Annotated in this window: 15 protein-coding genes; 9 read left to right on the top strand and 6 right to left on the bottom strand. The window is 61.1% G+C overall.

Going from position 1 to position 20,588, the window contains the following annotated elements:
- Window positions 1-187: 187 nt before the first annotated feature.
- The gene (locus tag C441_RS14980) at window positions 188-2,116 is read right to left on the bottom strand and encodes a hypothetical protein (protein WP_007275839.1); all 1,929 of its coding nucleotides are present in this window, start codon (window positions 2,114-2,116) and stop codon (window positions 188-190) included.
- A gap of 516 nt (window positions 2,117-2,632) precedes the next feature.
- Entirely contained in the window at window positions 2,633-3,085 is a 453-nt protein-coding gene (locus C441_RS19140; RefSeq protein WP_204365682.1) for an HNH endonuclease, read from the bottom strand.
- A 124-nt stretch (window positions 3,086-3,209) separates the two neighbouring features.
- On the opposite strand from C441_RS19140, the gene C441_RS14975 reads away from it, so the two are divergent.
- The 3 genes from C441_RS14975 (at window position 3,210) to C441_RS14965 (ending at window position 4,692) form a co-directional block, all read left to right on the top strand.
- Complete coding sequence (locus C441_RS14975) at window positions 3,210-3,434, top strand: MarR family transcriptional regulator (protein WP_007275838.1); 225 nt, start codon at window positions 3,210-3,212, stop codon at window positions 3,432-3,434.
- A gap of 65 nt (window positions 3,435-3,499) precedes the next feature.
- Window positions 3,500-4,168 carry a hypothetical protein gene (locus C441_RS19735; RefSeq protein ID WP_007275837.1) on the top strand — a complete coding sequence of 223 codons (669 nt, stop codon included), beginning with the start codon at window positions 3,500-3,502 and terminating at the stop codon, window positions 4,166-4,168.
- Between the two features lie 56 nt (window positions 4,169-4,224).
- On the top strand, window positions 4,225-4,692 hold the full coding sequence (locus tag C441_RS14965) for a hypothetical protein (RefSeq protein WP_007275836.1): 468 nt from the start codon (window positions 4,225-4,227) through the stop codon (window positions 4,690-4,692).
- 413 nt (window positions 4,693-5,105) lie between these two features.
- Here C441_RS14965 and C441_RS19580 read toward each other — a convergent pair whose 3' ends face one another.
- The 4 genes from C441_RS19580 to C441_RS20025 all read right to left on the bottom strand — a co-directional run bounded on the left by C441_RS19580 (window position 5,106) and on the right by C441_RS20025 (window position 12,927).
- Window positions 5,106-6,986, bottom strand: coding sequence for a pentapeptide repeat-containing protein (locus C441_RS19580; protein WP_152420738.1), 1,881 nt, complete (start codon window positions 6,984-6,986; stop codon window positions 5,106-5,108).
- Window positions 6,987-7,166: 180 nt separating this feature from the next.
- Complete coding sequence (locus tag C441_RS14960) at window positions 7,167-12,263, bottom strand: DNA polymerase II large subunit (RefSeq protein ID WP_007275835.1); 5,097 nt, start codon at window positions 12,261-12,263, stop codon at window positions 7,167-7,169.
- A 2-nt stretch (window positions 12,264-12,265) separates the two neighbouring features.
- Entirely contained in the window at window positions 12,266-12,685 is a 420-nt protein-coding gene (locus C441_RS14955) for a PPC domain-containing DNA-binding protein (RefSeq protein ID WP_004968803.1), read from the bottom strand.
- Window positions 12,686-12,759: 74 nt separating this feature from the next.
- On the bottom strand, window positions 12,760-12,927 hold the full coding sequence (locus C441_RS20025) for a DUF7556 family protein (RefSeq protein ID WP_004968802.1): 168 nt from the start codon (window positions 12,925-12,927) through the stop codon (window positions 12,760-12,762).
- A gap of 234 nt (window positions 12,928-13,161) precedes the next feature.
- Here C441_RS20025 and C441_RS14950 point away from each other — a divergent pair, with 234 nt between their 5' ends.
- The 6 genes from C441_RS14950 (at window position 13,162) to C441_RS14925 (ending at window position 20,551) form a co-directional block, all read left to right on the top strand.
- Complete coding sequence (locus tag C441_RS14950) at window positions 13,162-14,988, top strand: ABC transporter substrate-binding protein (RefSeq protein WP_007275834.1); 1,827 nt, start codon at window positions 13,162-13,164, stop codon at window positions 14,986-14,988.
- A 211-nt stretch (window positions 14,989-15,199) separates the two neighbouring features.
- Complete coding sequence (locus tag C441_RS14945) at window positions 15,200-16,249, top strand: ABC transporter permease (protein WP_004968800.1); 1,050 nt, start codon at window positions 15,200-15,202, stop codon at window positions 16,247-16,249.
- Between the two features lie 6 nt (window positions 16,250-16,255).
- Window positions 16,256-17,695, top strand: a complete 1,440-nt coding sequence (locus C441_RS14940; RefSeq protein ID WP_007275833.1) for an ABC transporter permease — start codon at window positions 16,256-16,258, stop codon at window positions 17,693-17,695.
- Window positions 17,692-18,771: an ABC transporter ATP-binding protein gene (locus C441_RS14935; protein WP_007275832.1), complete on the top strand. Its 1,080-nt coding sequence runs from the start codon at window positions 17,692-17,694 to the stop codon at window positions 18,769-18,771. The genes C441_RS14940 and C441_RS14935 overlap by 4 nt, the downstream gene beginning before the upstream one ends.
- On the top strand, window positions 18,768-20,102 hold the full coding sequence (locus C441_RS14930; protein WP_007275831.1) for an ABC transporter ATP-binding protein: 1,335 nt from the start codon (window positions 18,768-18,770) through the stop codon (window positions 20,100-20,102). Before C441_RS14935 ends, C441_RS14930 begins: the two co-directional genes overlap by 4 nt.
- A gap of 2 nt (window positions 20,103-20,104) precedes the next feature.
- Window positions 20,105-20,551, top strand: a complete 447-nt coding sequence (locus tag C441_RS14925) for a DUF7555 family protein (protein ID WP_007275830.1) — start codon at window positions 20,105-20,107, stop codon at window positions 20,549-20,551.
- Window positions 20,552-20,588: the final 37 nt, after the last annotated feature.

Below are 20,588 nucleotides of genomic sequence, written 5' to 3'. Positions count from 1 at the left end.
CTATTCGAGATTGACGAAATATAACCGTTAGAAAGCGGCATCAAGTGGTGAAATAAACGATGCTACTCGGTCAGAAAATCGACTTCTCACGAAATCAATGGTTGCACTAGACGTTCCGAAGAAAACAACGAGCGAGAGAAAGAGATGTCACTCAGTAGTCGCGGACGGGGGAGAGCTACGTTTCGGCTTAGGTCACCGGCCGCAGGTAGTTCGCCACAATCGTGGAGAGAACATCAGCCGAGATTCTCGGCGAGGTCGCGTACACGACCGAGTCATCCTCGTCGTAGGTCTCAACATCGAAGCCCAGCTCGTACTCCTCGTGTTTGATGGCGCGGTCCACAGTCATCCACACGTCGAACAGAAGGGACGCGTAGAGGACGTAGAACAGCCGCACACCGCCGTGACCGCTCTTCGTGAACGCGAGGAAGTCCTTCGTCTTCTCGAAGCCGATCTCAATCAGCCACCGATTCGTGTAGCCGCGCTCGTGCTTCGCCTTCCGCCTCCGAACCGGGTCGCTAAACGACTCGGAATCGGGTCCACGGAGCAACTCAATGGCGTTCTCGGCATCGATGTCCGTCCGACTCGTCGAAAAGGCGACTCGGTCGGTCACCGGGTCCTTGACGTCCACGACTCCGCCGTTCTCGTAGTCCCGCTTCGGGAGGCCGACCAGCGTAGTCGCGCCGTAGCCGTGTTCCTGACTGTGCTGGCGGTAGTTCTTCACCACCGAGATGTCGCCTTCACTCTCGTCCATCCGCGTGGTGATGTCCCCGCGACCGGGCTTCTCCTGGAGGACCGCCTTCTTGACGCTGTCCTCTTCGCGGATGTTCATCACGTACGGGATGTTGAACTGGTCTTCCGTGCGGAAGGCGTTCCCGTAGTGGAAGAGTTGCTGGACGGCGACCTGCGAGTACGCCGAGTCCATGTAGACTTCCGAGACAGTGACGAGTTCCTGCCCGCGCTCGATGAAGCGTTCGACGTGATCCTCCAGCTCGTCCTTTCGTTCGAGCGGCTCCATCGCGTAGATCAGCGGGCACGAAGGGTGCGCGATAGCGGCGGCACCGAACTCCCACGCGTACTTGAACTCGTCACCGCTCTTCGTCCCGTGGACGTACCGAACCACGTCGTTGATTCGTTCGGCCGCCTCCCGCTTCTCGTCGTCGTGGAATCTGGCCTTTCGGATCTTCTCGGGGTCTTCGCCGACAAGACACTCGATTCCTTCTTCTTCGATGTACGCGTACGTGTCCTTCTTCTTTCGGTCGCTCCACCCGTGGTACTCGGGATCAGCGATGGAAGGGATCGTGACGCGCTTCCACTTCGCATCGGATTCGATGGTCGTCGTGTCGATAGCGAGCGGGACAGGCGAGTCGTAGAGACCGACCTGCTTGTCCAGGGCCTCCACGACACCGTCGATAGCGTCGGCGTACATGGAGAGCATCTCACCGGCGGACAGGCTCTTCACGAGGTCGAGGACAGTCCGACCGTGTGGCGGATCGTCGTCATCGATTTGCTGCCATTCGAAGGTGTCTCCTCCCCCGTGGACGCTGGAGCTGGTGAGCGCGCAGTGGGCGAGGAGTTTGAAGAAGACGTTCTTGTCGTGCGAAACGCCGCCTTCCCGGTTGAACGAGTAGTTCGGCGTGATGTAGCCGACCATCTCGTTGACGATGCGCCGGATCTGGTCCTTCGTGAGTTCCTGCGTCTCGTCGCGCTCGTCGGGCACCAGGAGCTCGGTTGTCTCGATGAGGCGGTTGTTGTCGTAGGCCCATTCGCGTACGTACGCCACGACTTCGGTGACGAATGCGCGGAGATCGGGACCAAAGCGGTCGTTCCATGCCTCGTTAAAGTTCGTCTGGTGTGGACACCGACGCGTCCCGTTGAAGGTTCCGTAGCCGAGTTCCCGACGGGTGTTCGGCCGGTCGGAGAGCTCGGAGACAATGTGACTCCGGTACTCGATGCCGCGGAGCATCCCCCAGATATACGAGCGTACGAGGGCCTCGAAGCTGTGAATCCGGGGGTGGTCACTCCATTTCCTGTCTTCGAATCGGGCGAGATCGATACCAGCAGTGGCGACGCACTCGGTGAGAGAGTGACCGTTCATCAACCCGGCGTAGATCTGCATTGCCACGTGCTTCGGACGGTTGATCCGAAGCTTCGTGAAAATTGGGTGGGGATGATGTCCTTCGTCTTGATAGGTCTCTTTGTACGTCTGATACACTAAGTGCCGGAATTCGTCTTTCTCAGTCAGTTCACGGCCCGGTGAGAAATAGTGAGTCGGACCCTGAGGTGAGGGAGGGGATGGACCGCAGGAAGAGGATTGGGAGGGCGATTGATAGGAGGACAGCGTTCGTTGGACCACGTCTGGCCGGCTTTAGTTCAAGTTAGTATATAAGTCTCCTGCCCCAGAATATCATTCCTCTGTCTCCTTCAGAAGGGTCAAGATTAATTCGGATTGCTCTCTTGGGTGCGCATGGTCAGTCTTCAGTTCAAACGCTGGAATTACCTCACCACAAAAAGGACACTCCGTCTGTTCCGTTTCCTCTGCTTCTAACGCTCTTTTGAGTATTTTCCGATCCACCATGGTTTGTTAAAATTGGTTGAGCTTTCTAACTCGGCGTGTGTTCGGACGTCATTATACTCACATTACCGGAAGACAGGCCATCTCTGGCTGTTCTTCAACTTCCCCGTGACAATCTTCACACAGCGAGATGAGGTTTTCAGGGGTGTTTGCTTCCTGTATTGATTCAAACCATACAAGTTTCTCTTTGTGATGTACTTGTAATCCAACGGAGGAATCCCCACATCTCTGGCACTGGTCGTTATCTCGCTCCAGAATCCATTCTCGAACGCGCTCCCATCGCCCACCGTAATTAACCTCCTTTTGAAGGATTCTTGAGCCAACTTTGCACTCGCGGCAAGCATACCGCAACTGCAGATAGGCAAAGGCCTCTGAGCCGCACTCAGGACACTCAATAACCTCATACATTCCAGATTCACCGTCTCTGGCGATTGCTGGGACATCAGATGTAGGGCGATCCTTCACTTTCGGGAATGGGCGTTCAATCATCGATTTAGTTGAGGCCGTCGCCATAATCCACACAATCGTTCCCATCGCTATAAATCTATATGTTGTAAAGTCCGATGTCAATTACACCGTTAAGAATACAAGCGTAAAGGACAACATCAACATAGAGGACAGAGACGTGTCTATCACAGTGCCACACGAGTTGAACCGCGCGGACAAGCGTATCCTGCGCGCCCTTGAGAACGGTGTCCGGAATCCGAGTTGGCTGGCTGAACAACTGGATTACTCCCGGCAGTATGTCCACCAGCGCCTCCAGCTACTCGTTGCAGCCGAGTACGTGAACAACCTCGGGCACGGTCTCTATGAGCTGGAAGAACTGCCTAACGGGTTGGGTCAGGATTCAAAAGACCAGTAGCTAATCTCTTCTGAACCCTTACCGGGAACTGTTATAATACTGTAGTCTGTCGTTGCGACATACAAATGCGGGTTCGCCAGCGACAGCTCCTGTACGGAACAGTCTTCGGTTTAGCTACGTTCTTAGTCGGTTGGTTGATTACGTACGTTCTCACGCCTTCTGACCTCCTGACAGAGTTTCCACGGTGGAAGGTGACACTCTGGGTGTTCCTCAGTGCCCATTTCGTTTCTATTTCTGGCCTCCAGTTAGGCGGGCTCAGTTCTGCGTTCACCCAGGTAGACCTGATCACTCAGATTCCGACACTGCGAAGTCTGCGGGTCGTCCCGATCCTGTTGACCGCGCTCGGGGGAGTGATGATGGTTGAGGCCATGAACTACACGACCCGGTTCAAGTACCTCATTCAGAACAGTGGAGCGCTCCTCACAGGATACCTCGCGGCGGGGCTTTTGGCATTCGTCATTTCTGAAGCACAGCCAGGTGTAGCGTTGATTATCGTCCTCGCTGTTCTTCTCGCAGGCGGCGCGTACATCGGCGGTACAGTCACTCAACGGTTCACCGCGGGTCTGCCCGTGTTCGCGGTAACGTCGCTGGGTGGGGTCGTTCTAATCGGGCTGCTGGTCGTTCTGGGCGGTCTCGTAGTTCTCCAATCGATAGCCCCGCTGGTCGGGGTTTCTCTCGTCGGAGTTACTGTCGGAGCTGTGCTGGCCTGGACGGCACGGAACGTCCCTTCGTAGGGCCGGACCGTTTTCCAAGCGACTAATAAGACGAGACGGGTAGCTCATGCAGACCTGTGACGACGTACGCCGTTCTCAGCCCGCCAGACGGTTCGACACTCCATTCCCGTGAGCGCCGCTTCGCGGCTGACCTCTGCGACCAGCTGCTCTACCTCACGCCCGGCAGCCTCGATGAAGAGCCTGATGGGGAGATTGGCGACCTGACGCCGACGGAACTGGCGAACGCCGTCTACACGTCCACGCGCGGCCGCGACTGGAACGAGGACGACGAGATGTACATCCTCGTAGAGCCCGCGCTGCTGGACATCGAGACTCGGAACGCGTTCCGGCGGTCCCTCCGAGTCGTCTTCCAGCGGTTTGACCCCGAGGTGTGCTTCCCGTACGACGTCCTCGAAGACGTCGGGAAGCGGGCGGCGTGGCTCACGGACTCCCTGGAGGCCGGGGAGATCGTCCGGCCGGGCGGGGTGCGACGGCAAAGCGTCACTGGCGTGGACGAGGGCCAGACAGACCTCACTTCCTTCTAGAATTCTGGTAATTCAGCCGGGTTCATCGTTACTTAGCAGAGGCGATTGACAATATTGTCCGAAATTCGGACGTGTAGAACCGTGATGGTCTAACGGTTATCAGCCCCCAATCTCGAATAGGTGGAGAGTGCGACAAACGCGTCTCGAGTCGATACGATTGAATGGACACAGCCCGCGTTCGGGACCCGGCGATTCCGCCGACTGCTTGGAGCGCGAAACGGCCGGCGCGCTTTGCCTGTCCTCGCGCGCACGAGAAGCAATATATGGTCGCTACAGAACAGAATCGGCTAGTGGTGTACGATTCCGAGAGCAAACGGTGATTCTCATCACACCCAGCTGTGCGGGCCGAAACAGGGTTTTGACACATTTTGTGGAGGAACACATCCCCAGGCCAACAGATAGAATCTGTGAGGCTATTTTTGGAAGCTCCGAACCATAGTAGACACAAACAATCCGATCCAGAATGTTCCCAAGAAGCTTTGAATGGAAGAAACTAATCGAACGGTCGAATCAGACTTTTCAATGCCTCCAGTCACCAGAAAGGCAGTGAAAGACTGGATGCTAAGAATGAGGTATTCAATCCCTCCAATGCTGATTTCAGACTCAGTAAGTTTGTAAGTGGGAACAAATAGCGAAGCGGGAACAAGATCAGTTCTTGGTAATTGAGTCCGGTACAGCACCAACTCAATATGGTGATAAGAGATATTCAGCGTCTCCTGGTATGAGAGGTCCACTGGATGCATGCCATACCAAACTGCGAATCCAATTACGGTCAGTACCGACCAAATGAAAACAAGACTTGGACTCTCAGCATACCTACTGGTGATGTAGAAGATGTCATTTGTAACAATCCCATATCCGGCTTTGAGTTTTGAACGCCAATCGCTATGTGATTGGATATCGTTCAGGTATTGATCTCGGCGACATCGTAATTCCTTGATGAAAAACTCAGTCGCCGCCAAGCCGCTCCCTTGTTTCTTAGCACCCTCCTTTGCTTTTGAATAAGTGGACTCTAGATGAGGTGAATGAATATGTTGGCCATCAAGAATTCCACCTTCGATAACCCAGTCGTTAGCTCGGAACAGATGTCTGTGCTTAGAGAAATCAAACCCGTCAAATGTGGTGTTATCTATGAACAGGTAATCAATGGGGTGATCAACATTCTCTGATTGTAAGTCAACTCTTCCTAAGACTGACTCAGATAGTTGTATGTAGCATTTTTGTCGAATATTGAATTGTCCCTTTTCTATGACAGAGTCATCAAGTACGCAAGTGATATTTCTATATGAAGGGGCCAGTTCTAATTCCAAGTGGTTGAAATGACTCTCCATTGCATTAATATTGTTAGTCGCAACACAGTCTACGATTTCAAACCGACCGTTAACTTCGCAATCTGTGAAGACAGCAGCAAAGCCCTCTGCTGCATCAAGGAGTTCTTTGAACAGTTCCAATTCAAGTGACTCATTGTATTTTGCTAACTCAGAACAGTTGATTCCCTCCGCATGAGTATGAGTGGTGTCAGCTCGGAGAGTGAGAAAATCACGCCGCCCAAACGTTACCGATTTGAAAACAGTTCGGTCGTTGAATTCCGCACTACGAAAGCCAGCAACACCGATATTTGATGATTGGAATCTCACTCCACCATCAAACGTTACTGAATCAAATTGTATGCCAATTTTAGCAAATACATGTTCAAACGAACCCCCATTCAAGAATTCAGCCTCAAAGAAAGAGACACCCGCAAAAAAATCAACTCCAGTAAAGATAGCCAGTTCTTCGAAAGAGGTCCCCATGAAGATAGCAGAGGATTTGAACCTTGCCGCGTTTTCAGCAGTATTTTGTTGTATTTCTCGTATATTAACTTCCTCTGGAGGGAGTTCAGAGAAGTTTGCAGTCTTTCGGAAGGTACTCGCTGTGAAATTAGCTACACCAAATTCAGTACCCGTAAACCTACATTGCTCATTGAAAGTGCAGTCTTCTAGCGTCAGGTGGGGAATAGACGAATCTAGTATAGTGAGTCCCTGGTGGAGATCTGCGTTACTACCCTGGATTTTTGAGATCCGGCACCCGATTATTTGAAGATCATGATCTAGACTGGTGTTTCGGATATCCAAGTCTGAGATATACGTCGCAGCGATAATGATCGGTGAATCGTCATCAATAAGCTGTAGAATACTATCCAGTCGAAGGCTGATCTCAACGTGAGTGCAGACAAGTTCTGCGACACCGGCTTGGTTTATTGTTGACAGATATGCGATTCTTTTCTGACTTTCCTCTGGGAAGATCTGATCCAAAACCGGAGGGAGAGTATGAAATACACAGTAAGAGCGATTTGGTAACGATGGGTAGGGACACTTCCAAGACTGAAGAGCAGAGCAATCCTTGTGATACAGAGAGGGGTAGAATGCGAAGTCACACATCGTTCAATTCATTCATTCAATTTCAAACAACTATAATTAACTCGTTAGTGAAGTTCACATGAAGTCCGCGATACCCGACTGTTTGTTTTTGTCGTTCTCGAAGACCGATTCGAGGCTCTTTTCGAGCACTTCGAGCCGCTGTTTCGTGTAGTCGCGGCAGTCGAACTCCTCTGCCACCTGAATCGCGGTGTCCATGTACTTGTTCACGGAGCCCTGGTGGACCGTCAGGTTCACCCGGCCGCCGCACTCCCGGCAGTCGCCCGAAAGCGGCATCCGCCGGTACTTCTCGCCGCAGTCGAGACACCGCGTCTCCTGCCGCGAGAAGGCGCGGAGGTTGCCGATGAGGTCCGGTAGGAAGTGGTACTCGATGACGCGCTCGGCCACGTCCGTCTCGTCGACCGCCCGGAGCTTCCGCGCGAGGAACAGCTGGGCGTCCATCTTGTCCATCATCGACCCGAGGGTCTTGTACGCCGAGAGGTCCGGGCCGGCGGCGATGTCCGTCGTGTCGTGGGTGTGGTCGAAGCCGGTGTACTCGCGGTCGGTCCCGAGATACTCCTCAGCGATGGTGACCTCGTCTTCCCAGTCGTCGGGGTCTTCCATCCGCAGGGTCGCCTCGTAGAACTCGCGGGGGTACTGCCGCACGATGTCCATGTTGTGCGCCTCGTCGTCGATTTCCGAGGGGTCGATGCGCGAGGACATGACGAGCGGCGCGTCCATCTGTCCGCCGCGCTTGTCGGGGAGATATTCTTTCGAGAAGTTGAGAAGACCGTCCATGAGGAGCATGACGCAGTCTTCGTCACCGTCGCACTGCGCGACGTGGAGGTCGTTGGCGACGAGCGAGTTGGTGTCTTCGACGGTCAACGAGTAGGTGTGGTCGATGTCGCTTTCGAGGTATTCGACCGAGACGACTTCGTCGAGCCACGTGTCCCCGCCGTCCGAGAAGAGACGCTGGCTTCGGACGCCCGTGTCGTCGAGCGCGCTCGCCAGCGCCTCGCTCTTTCGGGGGGGGTGGAATCCGACCTCCTCGGCGAATCGGACCGCGTTCTCCGACGTGAGTTTGAGGACCCACGAGTCGAACGTCGGGACCTCGTCTCCGTCGTAGAACTCCGCCACCGCACCCGTCTGTGGCGTTCGGCGCTCGGAGTAGGTCTTCGAGGCGATGCCGAAGCGTTTGAGTGCGGCAACGAGGTCGCGTTTGAGGTCGTCGCTCACGGTGTGCGCGCGAATCTCCACGCGGTCCGAAGACGCGCTTCCGTCGCCGGAGAAGTACGCCGACAGGAAGGACCGAAGCACCGGCTCGGGGCCGGTGAGTACCGAGTCCGGGACGCGTTTGTCCTCGGCACGCGACCCGCATCCGATGACGTCCGCAAACAGCGACTGGACGAGCCGACTCGAAACCGTGACCTTCCACTCGTTCTCCTCGAACGCGTCGACGCCGAGTGCTTCGCTAACGGTATCGAGGATACGTTTACGGGCGAGTTCGTCCGGGATACAGATTGTCGTCTGGTAGAGGTTTCCGTGCGATGCCCTCGTGAATCCTTCTGCGGCGTAGTACCCCAGTACAGTTCCGAATGATTCGTCGATATCGAGCACTCTCGAAACGGTCGCGGTATCGCGACGGACACCGAGAGATAGCTCACGCGGAAGCACGTCGACGACCGTTTCGACGTCACCGAGAACCTCCACGAACACCGATGCCGGAACGCTGTCGCGAGAGACCCAGTTGTAAACCGTCGACTCGCTCCGTCCGAGTCGCTCGGCGACCGGTTTCAGGTAGCCGTTTGCTTCGGTATGCTCGTCGAAGAGCGAACGGATTCGGTCCGCGCCGAGCCCCCGAACCATCAGGTCTTCGGCCGGTATCGACTCGCCGTGCAGGAACTCCGCGAGCAAGTCGAACTGCGCCGGGTCCGCGTCGATGTCGACGCGCTTAGGCGACGGAAGTGCGTCGCCTTCGTCGAGTTCGTGCGCGGGAATCCGGGTGAAGCCGCCCTTGTCGGCTCGAATCACCGTGTGGTCCGGAGTGACCGTTAGTTCTCTCCCACCACGAGTCTCGATTCGTACGAGGTGGTTCTGTGCGACGTGCTTAGAGACGGCTTCGACCGGTTTGATGGTCTCTCTGCCGCTTCTGGTCAGAGACGGAACGTACACGTCTCCGTCCAGTTCCTGAACGAGCGTCCCGAAGTCGTCGGTCTCCGGCTCATCGAGTCGTTCCTCGACGAGCGTTCGAACCTCGTCGTATCGCCACCGGTCGGTCTCGTCTCGGTACCAGACCTTCGTCTCCGGGTGGAAGCAGTTCCGGCGCTTCGCGGCGTGGAAGTACGGATGCGCGTATCCGACAGCCGCTGTCGTGAAACCGACAACCCTGCCGACGACCGCGGCGGAGGTGTGGGGGGCCATCCCGAAGACGAGTTCGCCGATGAGGTCGTCGCGCTCTTCGATTTCGTAGAAGCGCTCGAGGCCGTAGAACTGTTCGAGGAGGTCGTCTACGAAGTCGGCGGTCTGCATCATGTGCTGGGCCGCGCCGTTCGAGAGGACGATGTCCTGGACTTTGAGTTCGACCAGCTGGTCGTCGAACCGGAGGGGTTCGCCGTCGATGTCGGTCTCGTAGCCGAGTTCGCGGAAGTGGTCGGCCGTCACGTCGAGTTCCTCGGGGCGGACCGCGGTGACGGGCAGGTCGGTCATGTCGTAGCGGACGGTACCGTCTTTGAACGACGACACGTCGTGTTTCGCCCGCAGGACGCCCTTCTCGATGGGTTCGGGCGTCTTGTTCGCGGAGGTGAGACCCTTCACACCTTTGAGAATCTGGAACGACGACTCCCGCTCGCCGACGCGTTCGAGGGCGTCGCGGTACTCGGTGTTCAGGTCGATGTCCTGCCACTCGGCGCTCTCGACGTCCCAGTCACAGCGCTCGCAGTAGACGCGGCCGGACTCGTCGGGTTCGAGGACGGTCCCGCAGTCGTCGCACTCGTAGTGGGGTTCGGTGTGGCCGCCGCAGTCGGGGCATTTCGACTTGAAGCCGAACGCGCCGCAGTCGGGGCACTTGCGCCGGCCGAGGCGGACCGAAATCTGGCCGCGCTTGCCGGACTCGCCGCGGTGTCTGGCGGCGTCGCCCACGTCGCGCTGGCTCCCGCCGGCCTCGCCGATGGGAAACAGCGTGTGGACCGCGGGCGAGAGGTCGCGGCGCTCGGACTTCTCCGGGCGGCCCATGCGGTTGCCGATGCGGGTGGGCGCGCGCTCGCGGACGGTGAAGGGCGCGACCTCGTTGACGGCCTCGACGGCGTTGTCGCCGCCGTCCCACGTGCGGGCGTGCTCGGAGAGATCATCGAGTTCCCACGTTCGCTCGCGGTCGTCGGTGAGACCGAGGCTCCGGGCGAGCGGTCGCCAGACGGGGACGCGAAGCGTCTCGTCGGTCTGGCGGTGGGCGACGAGCAGGTGTTCGAGCGCCTCCCGAATCTCGGGCGTGTTGTCGAGGACGAGCGTGCCCTCCAGTCCGCGCTCGGGTTCGTTGTCGTGTTCGAGCGGGGCAGTCGTGCCGCCGTCGGCCTCGGCGGCGACGACCTCGCCGGCCGCGACGGCGTCGGCGAGCGCGTCGAACCGCTCGACCGAGATGTCGTGCCAGAGGTAGGTGTAGACGGGATGGAGCGGGGCGTCGAACTCGGCCGCCCACGAGAGGGCGTCCTCGACGGTGGGGTCTTCGAGGTCGACGGCGGGGTCGTCGCGGAGCGCCTGCACGTTGGCCTCGGTCGCCTCGAAGTCCTGAATCCACCACTCGAAGACGTACGAGGCGGGCGCGAGCGGGTGGTTGTTCTCGACGAACTCGCCGAAGTTGACGAGGTACTCGCCGAGGTCGAGAATCTTCTCGACCCCGTTCTGGAGCTCCTCGGCCTCCTCTGGGTCGTCGATGCGGCGCACGTCGCCGTTGGCGAGTCTGACCGTCGGCCCCTCGATGGAGTCGACGGGGACGACGCCGCCGGCCTTGCCGGGGCGCTCGGTCTTGATTTGGGTGCCCGTGGCGATGAAGTCGTCAACGATGTGCATCGTCGCGGGGTGGACGCCCGCGGTCGCGAAGCCGTGGTTGCGGGCGCGGCCGTACCGGAGGCGGAAGCCGCCGGGCGCGGAGGGGTGGCCGAACACCGGGCGGCCAGCGATGAGATCGCGGAGGAACTTGGTCGCGGGCTCGACGCGGGTCGGCCCGTCGGGGGCGTCGCTCTCGGCGTCGTCGGCGTCGGCATCGGGGTCGGCGTCCGCCTCGTCGGCCTCGTCAGCGTCGTCTCCCGCGTCGTCGGCCTTCGCGGCCTTCCCGTCGTCCTTGCCGATGGTGCCGTCGATGAGGTCCTGGAGCCACGGCCAGTCGACCTCGTCGAGCTGACGGGTGTAGCGCTGAATCTTCGGGGCCTTGAGGGCGATTCCCTCGGCCATGACGAGGCACATGCCGCCGCGGGCGGAGTTGGTGTCGACGCGTTCGAGGTCGCGGTAGCCCGAGACCTCCTCGTCGCCCGTGGCCTCGCCGTCGAGCATGATAGGCATGTTCTCGGCGATGAAGCGCGACTCCTTGTCCTTCGGCGAGTACTGGAGACCGGTCTCCTTGTCGTAGAGGTTGACCTCCTCGACGTAGCGCTCGACCTCGTCGCTTCGGGCCTTGTACTCGTCGATGTCGAGGAGCGAGCGGGCGTAGTCGGCGACGAGCACGGACAGCGCCTGTGCGGTGCCGCCCGCCGAGCGAATCGGGCCGGCGTAGTAGACGTTGACGAACTCGGTGCCGTCGTCGTTCTCGAGGATTTCGACGCGGTCGATGCCTTCGATGGGCGCGGCGACGACCCCCTCGGTGAGCAGGGCGACGGCGGTTCGGACCGCGCCCTCGACTTTGCCCTCGCGGGAGTCGTAGTCGCCGACGTTGCCGTCGACGAAGTCGGTCACGAGTTCGAGCGCGGCCTCCTCGCGTGACATCTCGCCTTCGAGTTCGCGGACGCGCTCTGCGACGCCGTCGATGCCGAGGATGTTCTCGACGCGGTCGGCCATGTCCTTGGCGACCGGAATCTCGACTTCGGTCTTCGGGTCGTACCCCGTCGCCTTCGCGGCCTCCGCGAGCTCGAACGCCTCGTCGAGGCGGGCTTCGATGCGACGGAAGTACCGGGTTTCCTCCTCGCGCACGGTTACAGCCAGAGGTCGAGGTCGGTCACCGCGTCGTGGTCGCGTTCGAGCGGTTCCTCGAAGGCGCGGAGGTTCAGTTCGCCCGCGAAGACGGTCGCCGAGTCGAGGTGACCCGCGAGCGCCTGGCCGCTCCGTCGGGAGAGGATCGCGTGCGTGTGTGCGAAGGGCTCGCCGTCGAGGAGCGCGACGTTACCCACGCAGGCGGCGACTTCGAGCGGCTCGTCGAACGTCACGGACTGGTACTCCTGGTCCGTCTGGTCGTAGAACCAGAGTTCGGCGTCCTGGACGGCACCCATGGCGTTGAACCACGCGGACTCGATGCCCTTGCGCGCGCAGAACTCCTCGATCTCCTCGCGCCAGTCCGCGCCGTGTTCGAGACGGGCGAGGTACTCCTCGCTCACCGTCACCGCTCGAGCGTTCATGTAGCGTACCACGAGCGAGTCGGACTAAAATGTGAATGGTCTGCTCGCCGGGGAGGCGAACGGGGCCGGAGCGATTACCGCCACTCGTCGAGCGCGAGCGCGTCGGCTACGTCAGAAGCGAGCCACGCGTCGTCGCGGGAGATATCCGCGATAATAAGACGCTGGCCCGTCTGAGAGCGATCCACCGAGGCCATGACCTCGGCGCCCGAGTCGTCGACGGAAGCCGTCGCATCCGGCGTCATGTATGATACATAGTGACACCCCTATATAAGTGGACCGAAACGACGGGGCGAGACGAGCCGGGACGGCCGGTTCAGTCCCTCAGAACAGAGGGTGAAACCTGAAACGAGTTTTGTAGGGAGTCTCGTGGCAGTTTTCGCCGCTTGGGTATGGAACTACGTGCTTTCCACGCTACACTATATCAAACAAATCGAATACGGTAAGTTTATCCACGCGCCGCGAAAATTTTGTTCTGAATGCCAGACACTAACAAACTCTCGCGTCGCCGTTTTCTGAAGGCAACGGGGGGGGCCGCCACGGCCGCCGCCCTCGCCGGTTGTACCGGCGGTGACGGTGAAGAGACGACGACCGAGTCCGGTGGCGGGGAGACCGAGACCACCCAAGAGGACACGGGCACGGAGCTGTCCGGTTCGGTGTTCAACCGCATCCTCGACGGGACCATCACGACGATGGACCCCGTCGCCGCGACCGACACGTCGTCGGGCATCCTCATCCAGCAGGTCTTCGACTGCTTGATGTCCTATCAGAACGCCCTCCCGACGGTCGAAAACGAACTCGCCGCGGACTACACGGTCTCCGACGACTTCACGACCTACACGTTCGAGCTCGCGGACGCGACCTACCACAACGGTGACCAGGTCACCGCCTCCGACTTCATTTACGCGTGGGAGCGCCTCGCGGCCTCCGAGAACAGCCGTCGCGCCTACTTCATCCTCGACTCCGTCGGCGTCGAACACGAGGAAGACGACGAGGGCAACTACGTGCCCGGGACGCTCGGCCTCGAGGTCGGCGAGAGCGAGAGCGAACTCGTCGTCAACCTCGCAGAGCCGTTCCACGACACGCTCGAGATGTTCGCCTACACCTCCTTCGCCGCCCTCCCCGAGGGCATTCTCGGCGACATCGAGGAGTACGACGGCGAGATGGAGTACACCGAGTTCGCCTCGAACAACCCCATCGGCGCGGGTCCGTTCGAGTTCGCCTTCTGGGAGCAGGGCACCGCCGCGGCCGTCTCCAAGTACGACGACTACTACGGGCAGGTCGCGCAGGTCGACAACGTCCGCTGGCAGGTCATCGAGGACGACACGGCCCGCTACAACTACGCGATGAACGAGAACGCGGACTACTTCGGACTGCCCACCGCGCAGTACGACCCCGGTCTCGTTCAGGTGGAGTCGACCGACGAGTACGGTCGTGAAGTCGGTCAGTACGGCCCCGTCCGCAACGGGAAGACGCTCAACTACGTCGGCGTCCCGACGCTGTCTATCTACTACGTCGGCTTCAACATGGAGAAGGTCCCGAAGGCGGTCCGCCAGGCGTTCGCCTACGTTCTGAACCAAGACCAGATGGTCTCCGAGGTGTTCAAGGGCCGCGGCTCCCCGGCGGAACTGTTCACGCCCCCGACCATCTTCCCCGGCGGCGCGCAGGCCGCGAGCGACCTCGTCAGCTCCGACTACCCGTACAGCGCGGGCGAGACGGACATCGAGGCCGCCCGTCAGGTCATGGAGGACGCCGGCTACGGGCCGGACAACCAGTACGAGATCCAGTGGACTCAGTACAACAACAACGCGTGGGAGGAGATGGCGAGCATCCTCCGCGACCAGCTCGCGTCCGCCCACATCAACATGCAGATTCAGAAGGCCGACTTCTCGACGCTCCTCGAGCGCGGCCGCAACGGTCAGCTCGAAGCGTACACCCTCGGCTGGATCGCCGACTGGCCGGCCCCGGACAACTTCCTCCAGCTTCTGAACCCGCCGCAGACGGACACGTCCGAGCAGGGCCCCATCTCGTACGTCAACTGGACGGCCGAGAACGGCGACGCCTACCAGCAGGCGACCGACGCCTACCAGCAGGTCGTCGACAACCCGGCGCCGACCGACGAGGCCCAGCAGGTCCGCAACGAGGCCTACGTCGACATCGAGACGGCCAACTGGGAAGACGTTGCGATGTTGCCGGTCTACAACCAGAAGGAAGAGACGTTCTGGTACGACACCGTCGAAATCGAGCCGTTCGGTGGCATGGGTCCGAGCCGCCAGAAGCTCAACAACGTCACCCTCAACCGATAACGCCGGGGAACACGGGCACGCCCTCGCGTCCCGTCCGAATCGAACTCCCGGATATTTTTGACAAGCGTATAGTTAGTCGCTACTATGTGGCATAATCTGGCGTTAGAGTTGCTGAAACAGCAGTATTGGGACTTCGAAGCGCAAGACATAACCATACCACTCAGTAAACCCTTACAATAATGTCCGCTCGAACGGTCTGCGAGGTGATGCCATGAGTCGATGGCAGTACTTCCTCCGCAGGGTACTGATGTCGATTCCTGTCGTCATCTTCGGGACGACGATTACGTTTGCCCTCATCCGCCTGGGGCCGCTCGACCCCGTGTCGGCGATTCTGGGGACGCAATACAACCCGCAGGCGGCAGAACAGATTCGAACGAACCTCGGATTGAACCAGCCGCTCTGGAGTCAGTACCTCGACTTCATGTACGAGCTGTTCACCTTCCAACTCGGCCAGTCGTGGGTCATCGCGCCCGGGACGACCGCGTACGAACTCATCGAGATCTACGCGCCCCGGACGATTTGGCTCGGCTTCTGGTCGGTGCTCATCGCGCTGTTCGTCGGGATTCCGCTCGGCTTCTACGCCGGATTGAACCCGAACACGCCGTCCGACTATGTCGCCTCCTTCGGCGGAATCGTCTGGCGCGCGATGCCGAACTTCTGGCTGGCAATCATGCTCGTCACGGCCCTCTCACAGCTCGGGACGTGGACGAACGGCCTGTTCACGTGGCAGACGTGGATCGTCAGGACGAACGTCGTCACGCCGCCGGCGCTGGGCTTCTTCCAATCGCCGGTCGAGCAGTTCCTCGCCGACCCCGGCGGGTGGACCGAGTCGTTCATCCGGGCGACGAAGCAGATCGCCCCGGCGGCGCTGGTCCTCGGGTCGGCGTCGATGGGTAACGAGATGCGTATCGGCCGCACCGCCGTCCTCGAAACCATCAACTCGAACTACGTCGAGACCGCCCGCGCGAAGGGTGTCTCCGGGCGCTCGCTCGTCTGGAAGCACATCTTCCGGAACGCGCTCATCCCGCTCGTGCCCATCATCACGGGCGAGGCGTTCCTGCTTCTCGGCGGGTCGGTGTTCGTCGAGACGGTCTTCGCCATCAACGGCCTCGGGTGGCTGTTCTTCAACGCCGCCATCAACGGGGACCTGCCGCTCATCGGGACGCTGATGTTCATCTTCATCCTCATCCTGGTCGGCACGAACATCCTGCAGGACTTCCTGTACACGATTATCGACCCGCGCGTCGGGTACGACGGGTGAATCACAGTGAGCACGACAACCGAAACCGAGATTCCGCTCCGACAACGAGTCGCTGAGAACCCCCAGCCAGCGCTGATTTGGGCCGCCGTCGGTGCCGTCCTCATCGGCGTCGAGCTGGGCGCTATCCTCCAAGTCGTCGGCGCCGTCGCCGGCGTGGTCGTCAACCTCCTCCCCGGTGACCCCGGCGCGTCCGCCGTCCAGTCGTTGCAGGCGGCGTTCAACGCGGTTCCGACGCTCGTCTCCCGCGACGTGATTCCGAACCAGGGCTACTGGAACGGAACGGGCTACGAGAACACCTTCCTCGGGCTCTCGCCCGCGGTCGCGTGGTTCATCCGGGTCGCGTTCGTCTACGCGTACGCCTTCGCAGTGCTGGCGTGGGCGTGGAACGGCTACACCCGATTCCGCCGCCACTACCGCCGCGTCGACTGGACGCCGCGGGACGACGTGGTCAACCGCTTCCGGGGTCACTCCTGGGGCAAGTTCGGGCTCGTTATCGTCATCACGTTTGTGGTCATGGCGGTATTCGCGCCCGCGCTCGGGCCGACCACGATGGAGCGGAACATCCTCCAGCCGTACGACTACGAGGTCACCTACTGGAGCGAAGACACCCAGAGCACCGAGACGGTCCTCGTCGGCGAGGCCAACCTCGGCTCGGGGTCGCAGGGCGCGGGTGACGAGAACGTCGCGCCGCTGACGTACGACGACTACGGGCGGTTCCATCCGTTCGGCACGGCGACGAACGGGAAGGACCTGTTCACACAGGTGGTGTTCGGGGCCAGGATATCCCTGACCATCGCCGTCGTCGCCATGGGCATCGCCGGGCTCATCGGACTCGGCTTGGCCATGATAACGGCGTACTACAAGGGGCTGGCGGACTTGGCGACGGTGTTAGTCTCCGACTCGGTACAGGCGTTGCCGGTCATCATGGTCCTCATCTTGATGCTCGTCATCTTCCAGAACACCTGGGTCAGGGAGTTGTACGACGGCGCGGTGCTCATCATCCTCATCTTCAGCGTCGTCTACTGGCCGTTCATCTGGCGGTCGATACGTGGCCCGGCGCTCCAGGTGTCCGAGGAGGACTGGATCGACGCCGCGAAGTCGTTCGGACAGACGCCGACGCAGGTCATGCGCAAACACATGGCACCCTACGTGTTCAGCTACATGCTCATCTACGCCTCGCTCAGTCTCGGTGGAATCATCATCAGCGTCGCCGGGCTCTCGTATCTCGGGCTCGGCATCACCGCGCCGACCCCCGAGTGGGGGCGGCTCATCGCCAACGGACAGCAGTACGTCGCGAGCCCCTCGTGGCACATCTCGCTGGTTCCCGGCCTCCTCATCACGCTCGTCGTGACCGGGCTGAACGCCTTCGGCGACGGCATCCGCGACGCCATCGACCCGCAGGCGGACACCGGTGACGAGGCCGCCGCCACGGGAGGTGGCGCATGAGCACCGAACAGGCGCGTTCGACCCGCACCGGGGGCGAGCCCCTGCTCTCCGTCGAGAACCTCCGGACGTCGTTCTACACCGACAAGGAGGTCATCCGAGCGGTCGACGGCATCTCGTTCGACATTTTCCGCGGCGAGACCGTGGGCATCGTCGGCGAGTCCGGCTCCGGCAAGTCCGTCACGGCCCGCTCTATCATGCGACTGGTCGAGAACCCCGGCCGCATCGAGAACGGCCGCATCATGTACGACGGCGAGGACCTCCTCGACAAGTCGCCGAAGCAGATGCGCTCCATCCGCGGCGGCAGTATCGCCATGGTGTTTCAGGACCCGCTGACGAGCCTGAACCCCGTTTACACCGTCGGCAACCAGATCAAGGAGGCGCTTCGCCTCCACCGCGGGCTGAGCGGGTCGAAGGCAACGAAGGAGGCAATCGAACTGCTCGAAGCGGTCGGGATTCCGGACGCCCACCGTCGCGTCCGCGAGTACCCCCACCAGTTCTCCGGCGGGATGCGCCAGCGCGCCGTCATCGCGATGGCGCTCGCGTGCGACCCCGAACTGCTCATCTGCGACGAGCCGACGACCGCGCTCGACGTGACCATCCAGGCGCAGATTCTGGAGCTCCTCGAAGAGCTTCAAGAAGAGCGCGACCTCGGCATCATGTTCATCACCCACGACATGGGCGTCATCGCCGAAATCGCCGACCGCGTCAACGTGATGTACGCGGGCGAAATCGTCGAGAGCGCCCCCGTCGTCGAACTGTTCGAATCGCCGAAACACCCCTACACGCAGGGGCTTCTCAACTCCATCCCCGGACAGGGACTCGACGAGAACGAGCGCCTCGCGACCATCGAAGGCGACGTGCCGACGCCGAACGAGGACCCGACGTACTGCCGGTTCGCCCCCCGGTGTCCGAAGGCGTTCGCCGAGTGCGACACGGTCCACCCCGAACCCGTCGACGTCGGCGACGGCGCGGGCGACCACCGCGCGTCGTGTCTGCTGTACCCCGAAGACCTCCCCACGGAGGAGGCGGTCGCCGTCCACCGGGAGGGCGGACAGCGCGGAGGTGACACGCGATGAGTACCACACCCACTGAAGAAGAGCGACCCACGACGGCGCGCGGAGAGACCATTCTCGAAGTCAACGACCTCAAGACCTACTACGAGGACGGCGGCCTCCTCGGGAGCAATCCCGTGAAGGCGGTCGACGGCGTCTCGTTCGACATCCAGCGCGGCGAGACGCTCGGGCTCGTCGGCGAGTCCGGCTGTGGGAAGTCCACGCTCGGCCGCACGCTGATGCGCCTCGAAGAGGCCACCGCGGGCGAGGTCAAACTCAACGGCACGGACATCACCACGCTGTCCGGCTCCGACCTCAAGCAGTTCCGCAAGGACGTGCAGATGGTGTTCCAGGACCCCGATTCGAGCCTCAACGAGCGGATGACCGTCGGCGAAATCGTCCGCGAGCCGCTCGACGTCCACGACTGGAAGACGCCGTCCGAACGCCGCGAGCGCGTCCGCGAACTGCTCGAAACCGTCGGCCTGCAGGAACAGCACTACTACCGCTACCCCCACCAGTTCTCCGGCGGCCAGCGCCAGCGCATCGGCATCGCCCGCGCGCTCGCGCTCGAACCGGAGTTCATCATCCTCGACGAGCCGGTGTCGGCGCTCGACGTGTCCGTGCAGGCGAAGATTCTCAACCTGCTCGAAGACCTGCAAAACGAGTTCGGGCTGACGTACCTGTTTATCGCCCACGACCTCGCGGTCGTCCGCCACATCTGCGACCGCGTCGCCGTGATGTACCTCGGCAACATGATGGAAATCGGCCCGGCCGACGAGCTGTTCGACGAGCCGGCGAACCCGTACACCCACGCGCTGTTGTCGTCGATTCCGGAGCCTGACCCGACGGTCGAGCGCGACCGCATCACCCTTCGCGGGACGCCGCCGAGCCCGCGGGACCCGCCGGCGGGCTGTCCGTTCTCGACGCGCTGTCCGGTGAAGATTCGCCCGGCGGCGTACAGGGACATGGACCCCGACGTCTGGGAGCGCATCGAAATCTTCCGCGAGGTGCTTCGGGAGCGCTCGCGCGCGGACCCCTCGCTGAGCGACCGCGTCCGGAAACTGCTCGGCCGGGAGAGCCACCGCGCCGGCATGGACGAGATCATCCCCGAGCTGTTCGGCGACCTCGACGTGCCTTCGGACGTGATGACCCACGTCCGCGAGGCCGCCGACTACGCCGAAAACGACGACGAAGACGCCGCGCGGACCTACCTCCGCGAGGAGTTCGGAAGCGTCTGTGACCACGAGCGGCCCGAACAGCTCTCGGTGGGCGACCGAGGGCGGCTGAGCCTCTGTCACCGCCACGACGCCGAGTACGAGGAGCCGGCGACCGTCTTCGAGACGCTCGTCCGATAGCCATGGAGTTCGACCCACGCCGATTCGGCGTCAAGGCCATCGACGCCGTGGCCTACGCCGTCGCCCTCACCGGCGTGGTGTTCGTCGTGACCGCCGTCGTGAGCACGCTCGCCGGCAACGGACTGCCCGGCGCGAAGTGGCTCATGTTCTTTCTCGGATTCGCCATGTTCGGCTACTCGTCGCTGAAGGTTCGCCCGAAGGCGGCGTGGAAGCGCGGAGACGGAAGCGGCGGCACCGGCGGCACCGACGGCGGCCTGTTCTCGGGGAGCGACGAGCCCGTCGGCGTCGAGAAGCTCGTCGGGGACGCCCTCGACGCGATACTGCCGCCGCGACTGCGACCGGCGACCGGCGACGAGCGGCCGTCGAGCGGGGTGAAACTGCTCCTCGCGTCGGTCTGTATCCTCGCGGCCTCCTACGCGATGGAGGTCGTCTTCGAGATCAACTACTGACCGGTCGGGGGCGCCCGCGACCTTCGATGCCTTTTAC

It is taken from the genome of Haloferax sulfurifontis ATCC BAA-897, from assembly GCF_000337835.1.
Lineage (GTDB): Archaea > Halobacteriota > Halobacteria > Halobacteriales > Haloferacaceae > Haloferax > Haloferax denitrificans.
The sequence above is the reverse complement of the archived record's forward strand: the minus strand, read 5'-3'. Positions and strand labels throughout refer to the sequence as shown.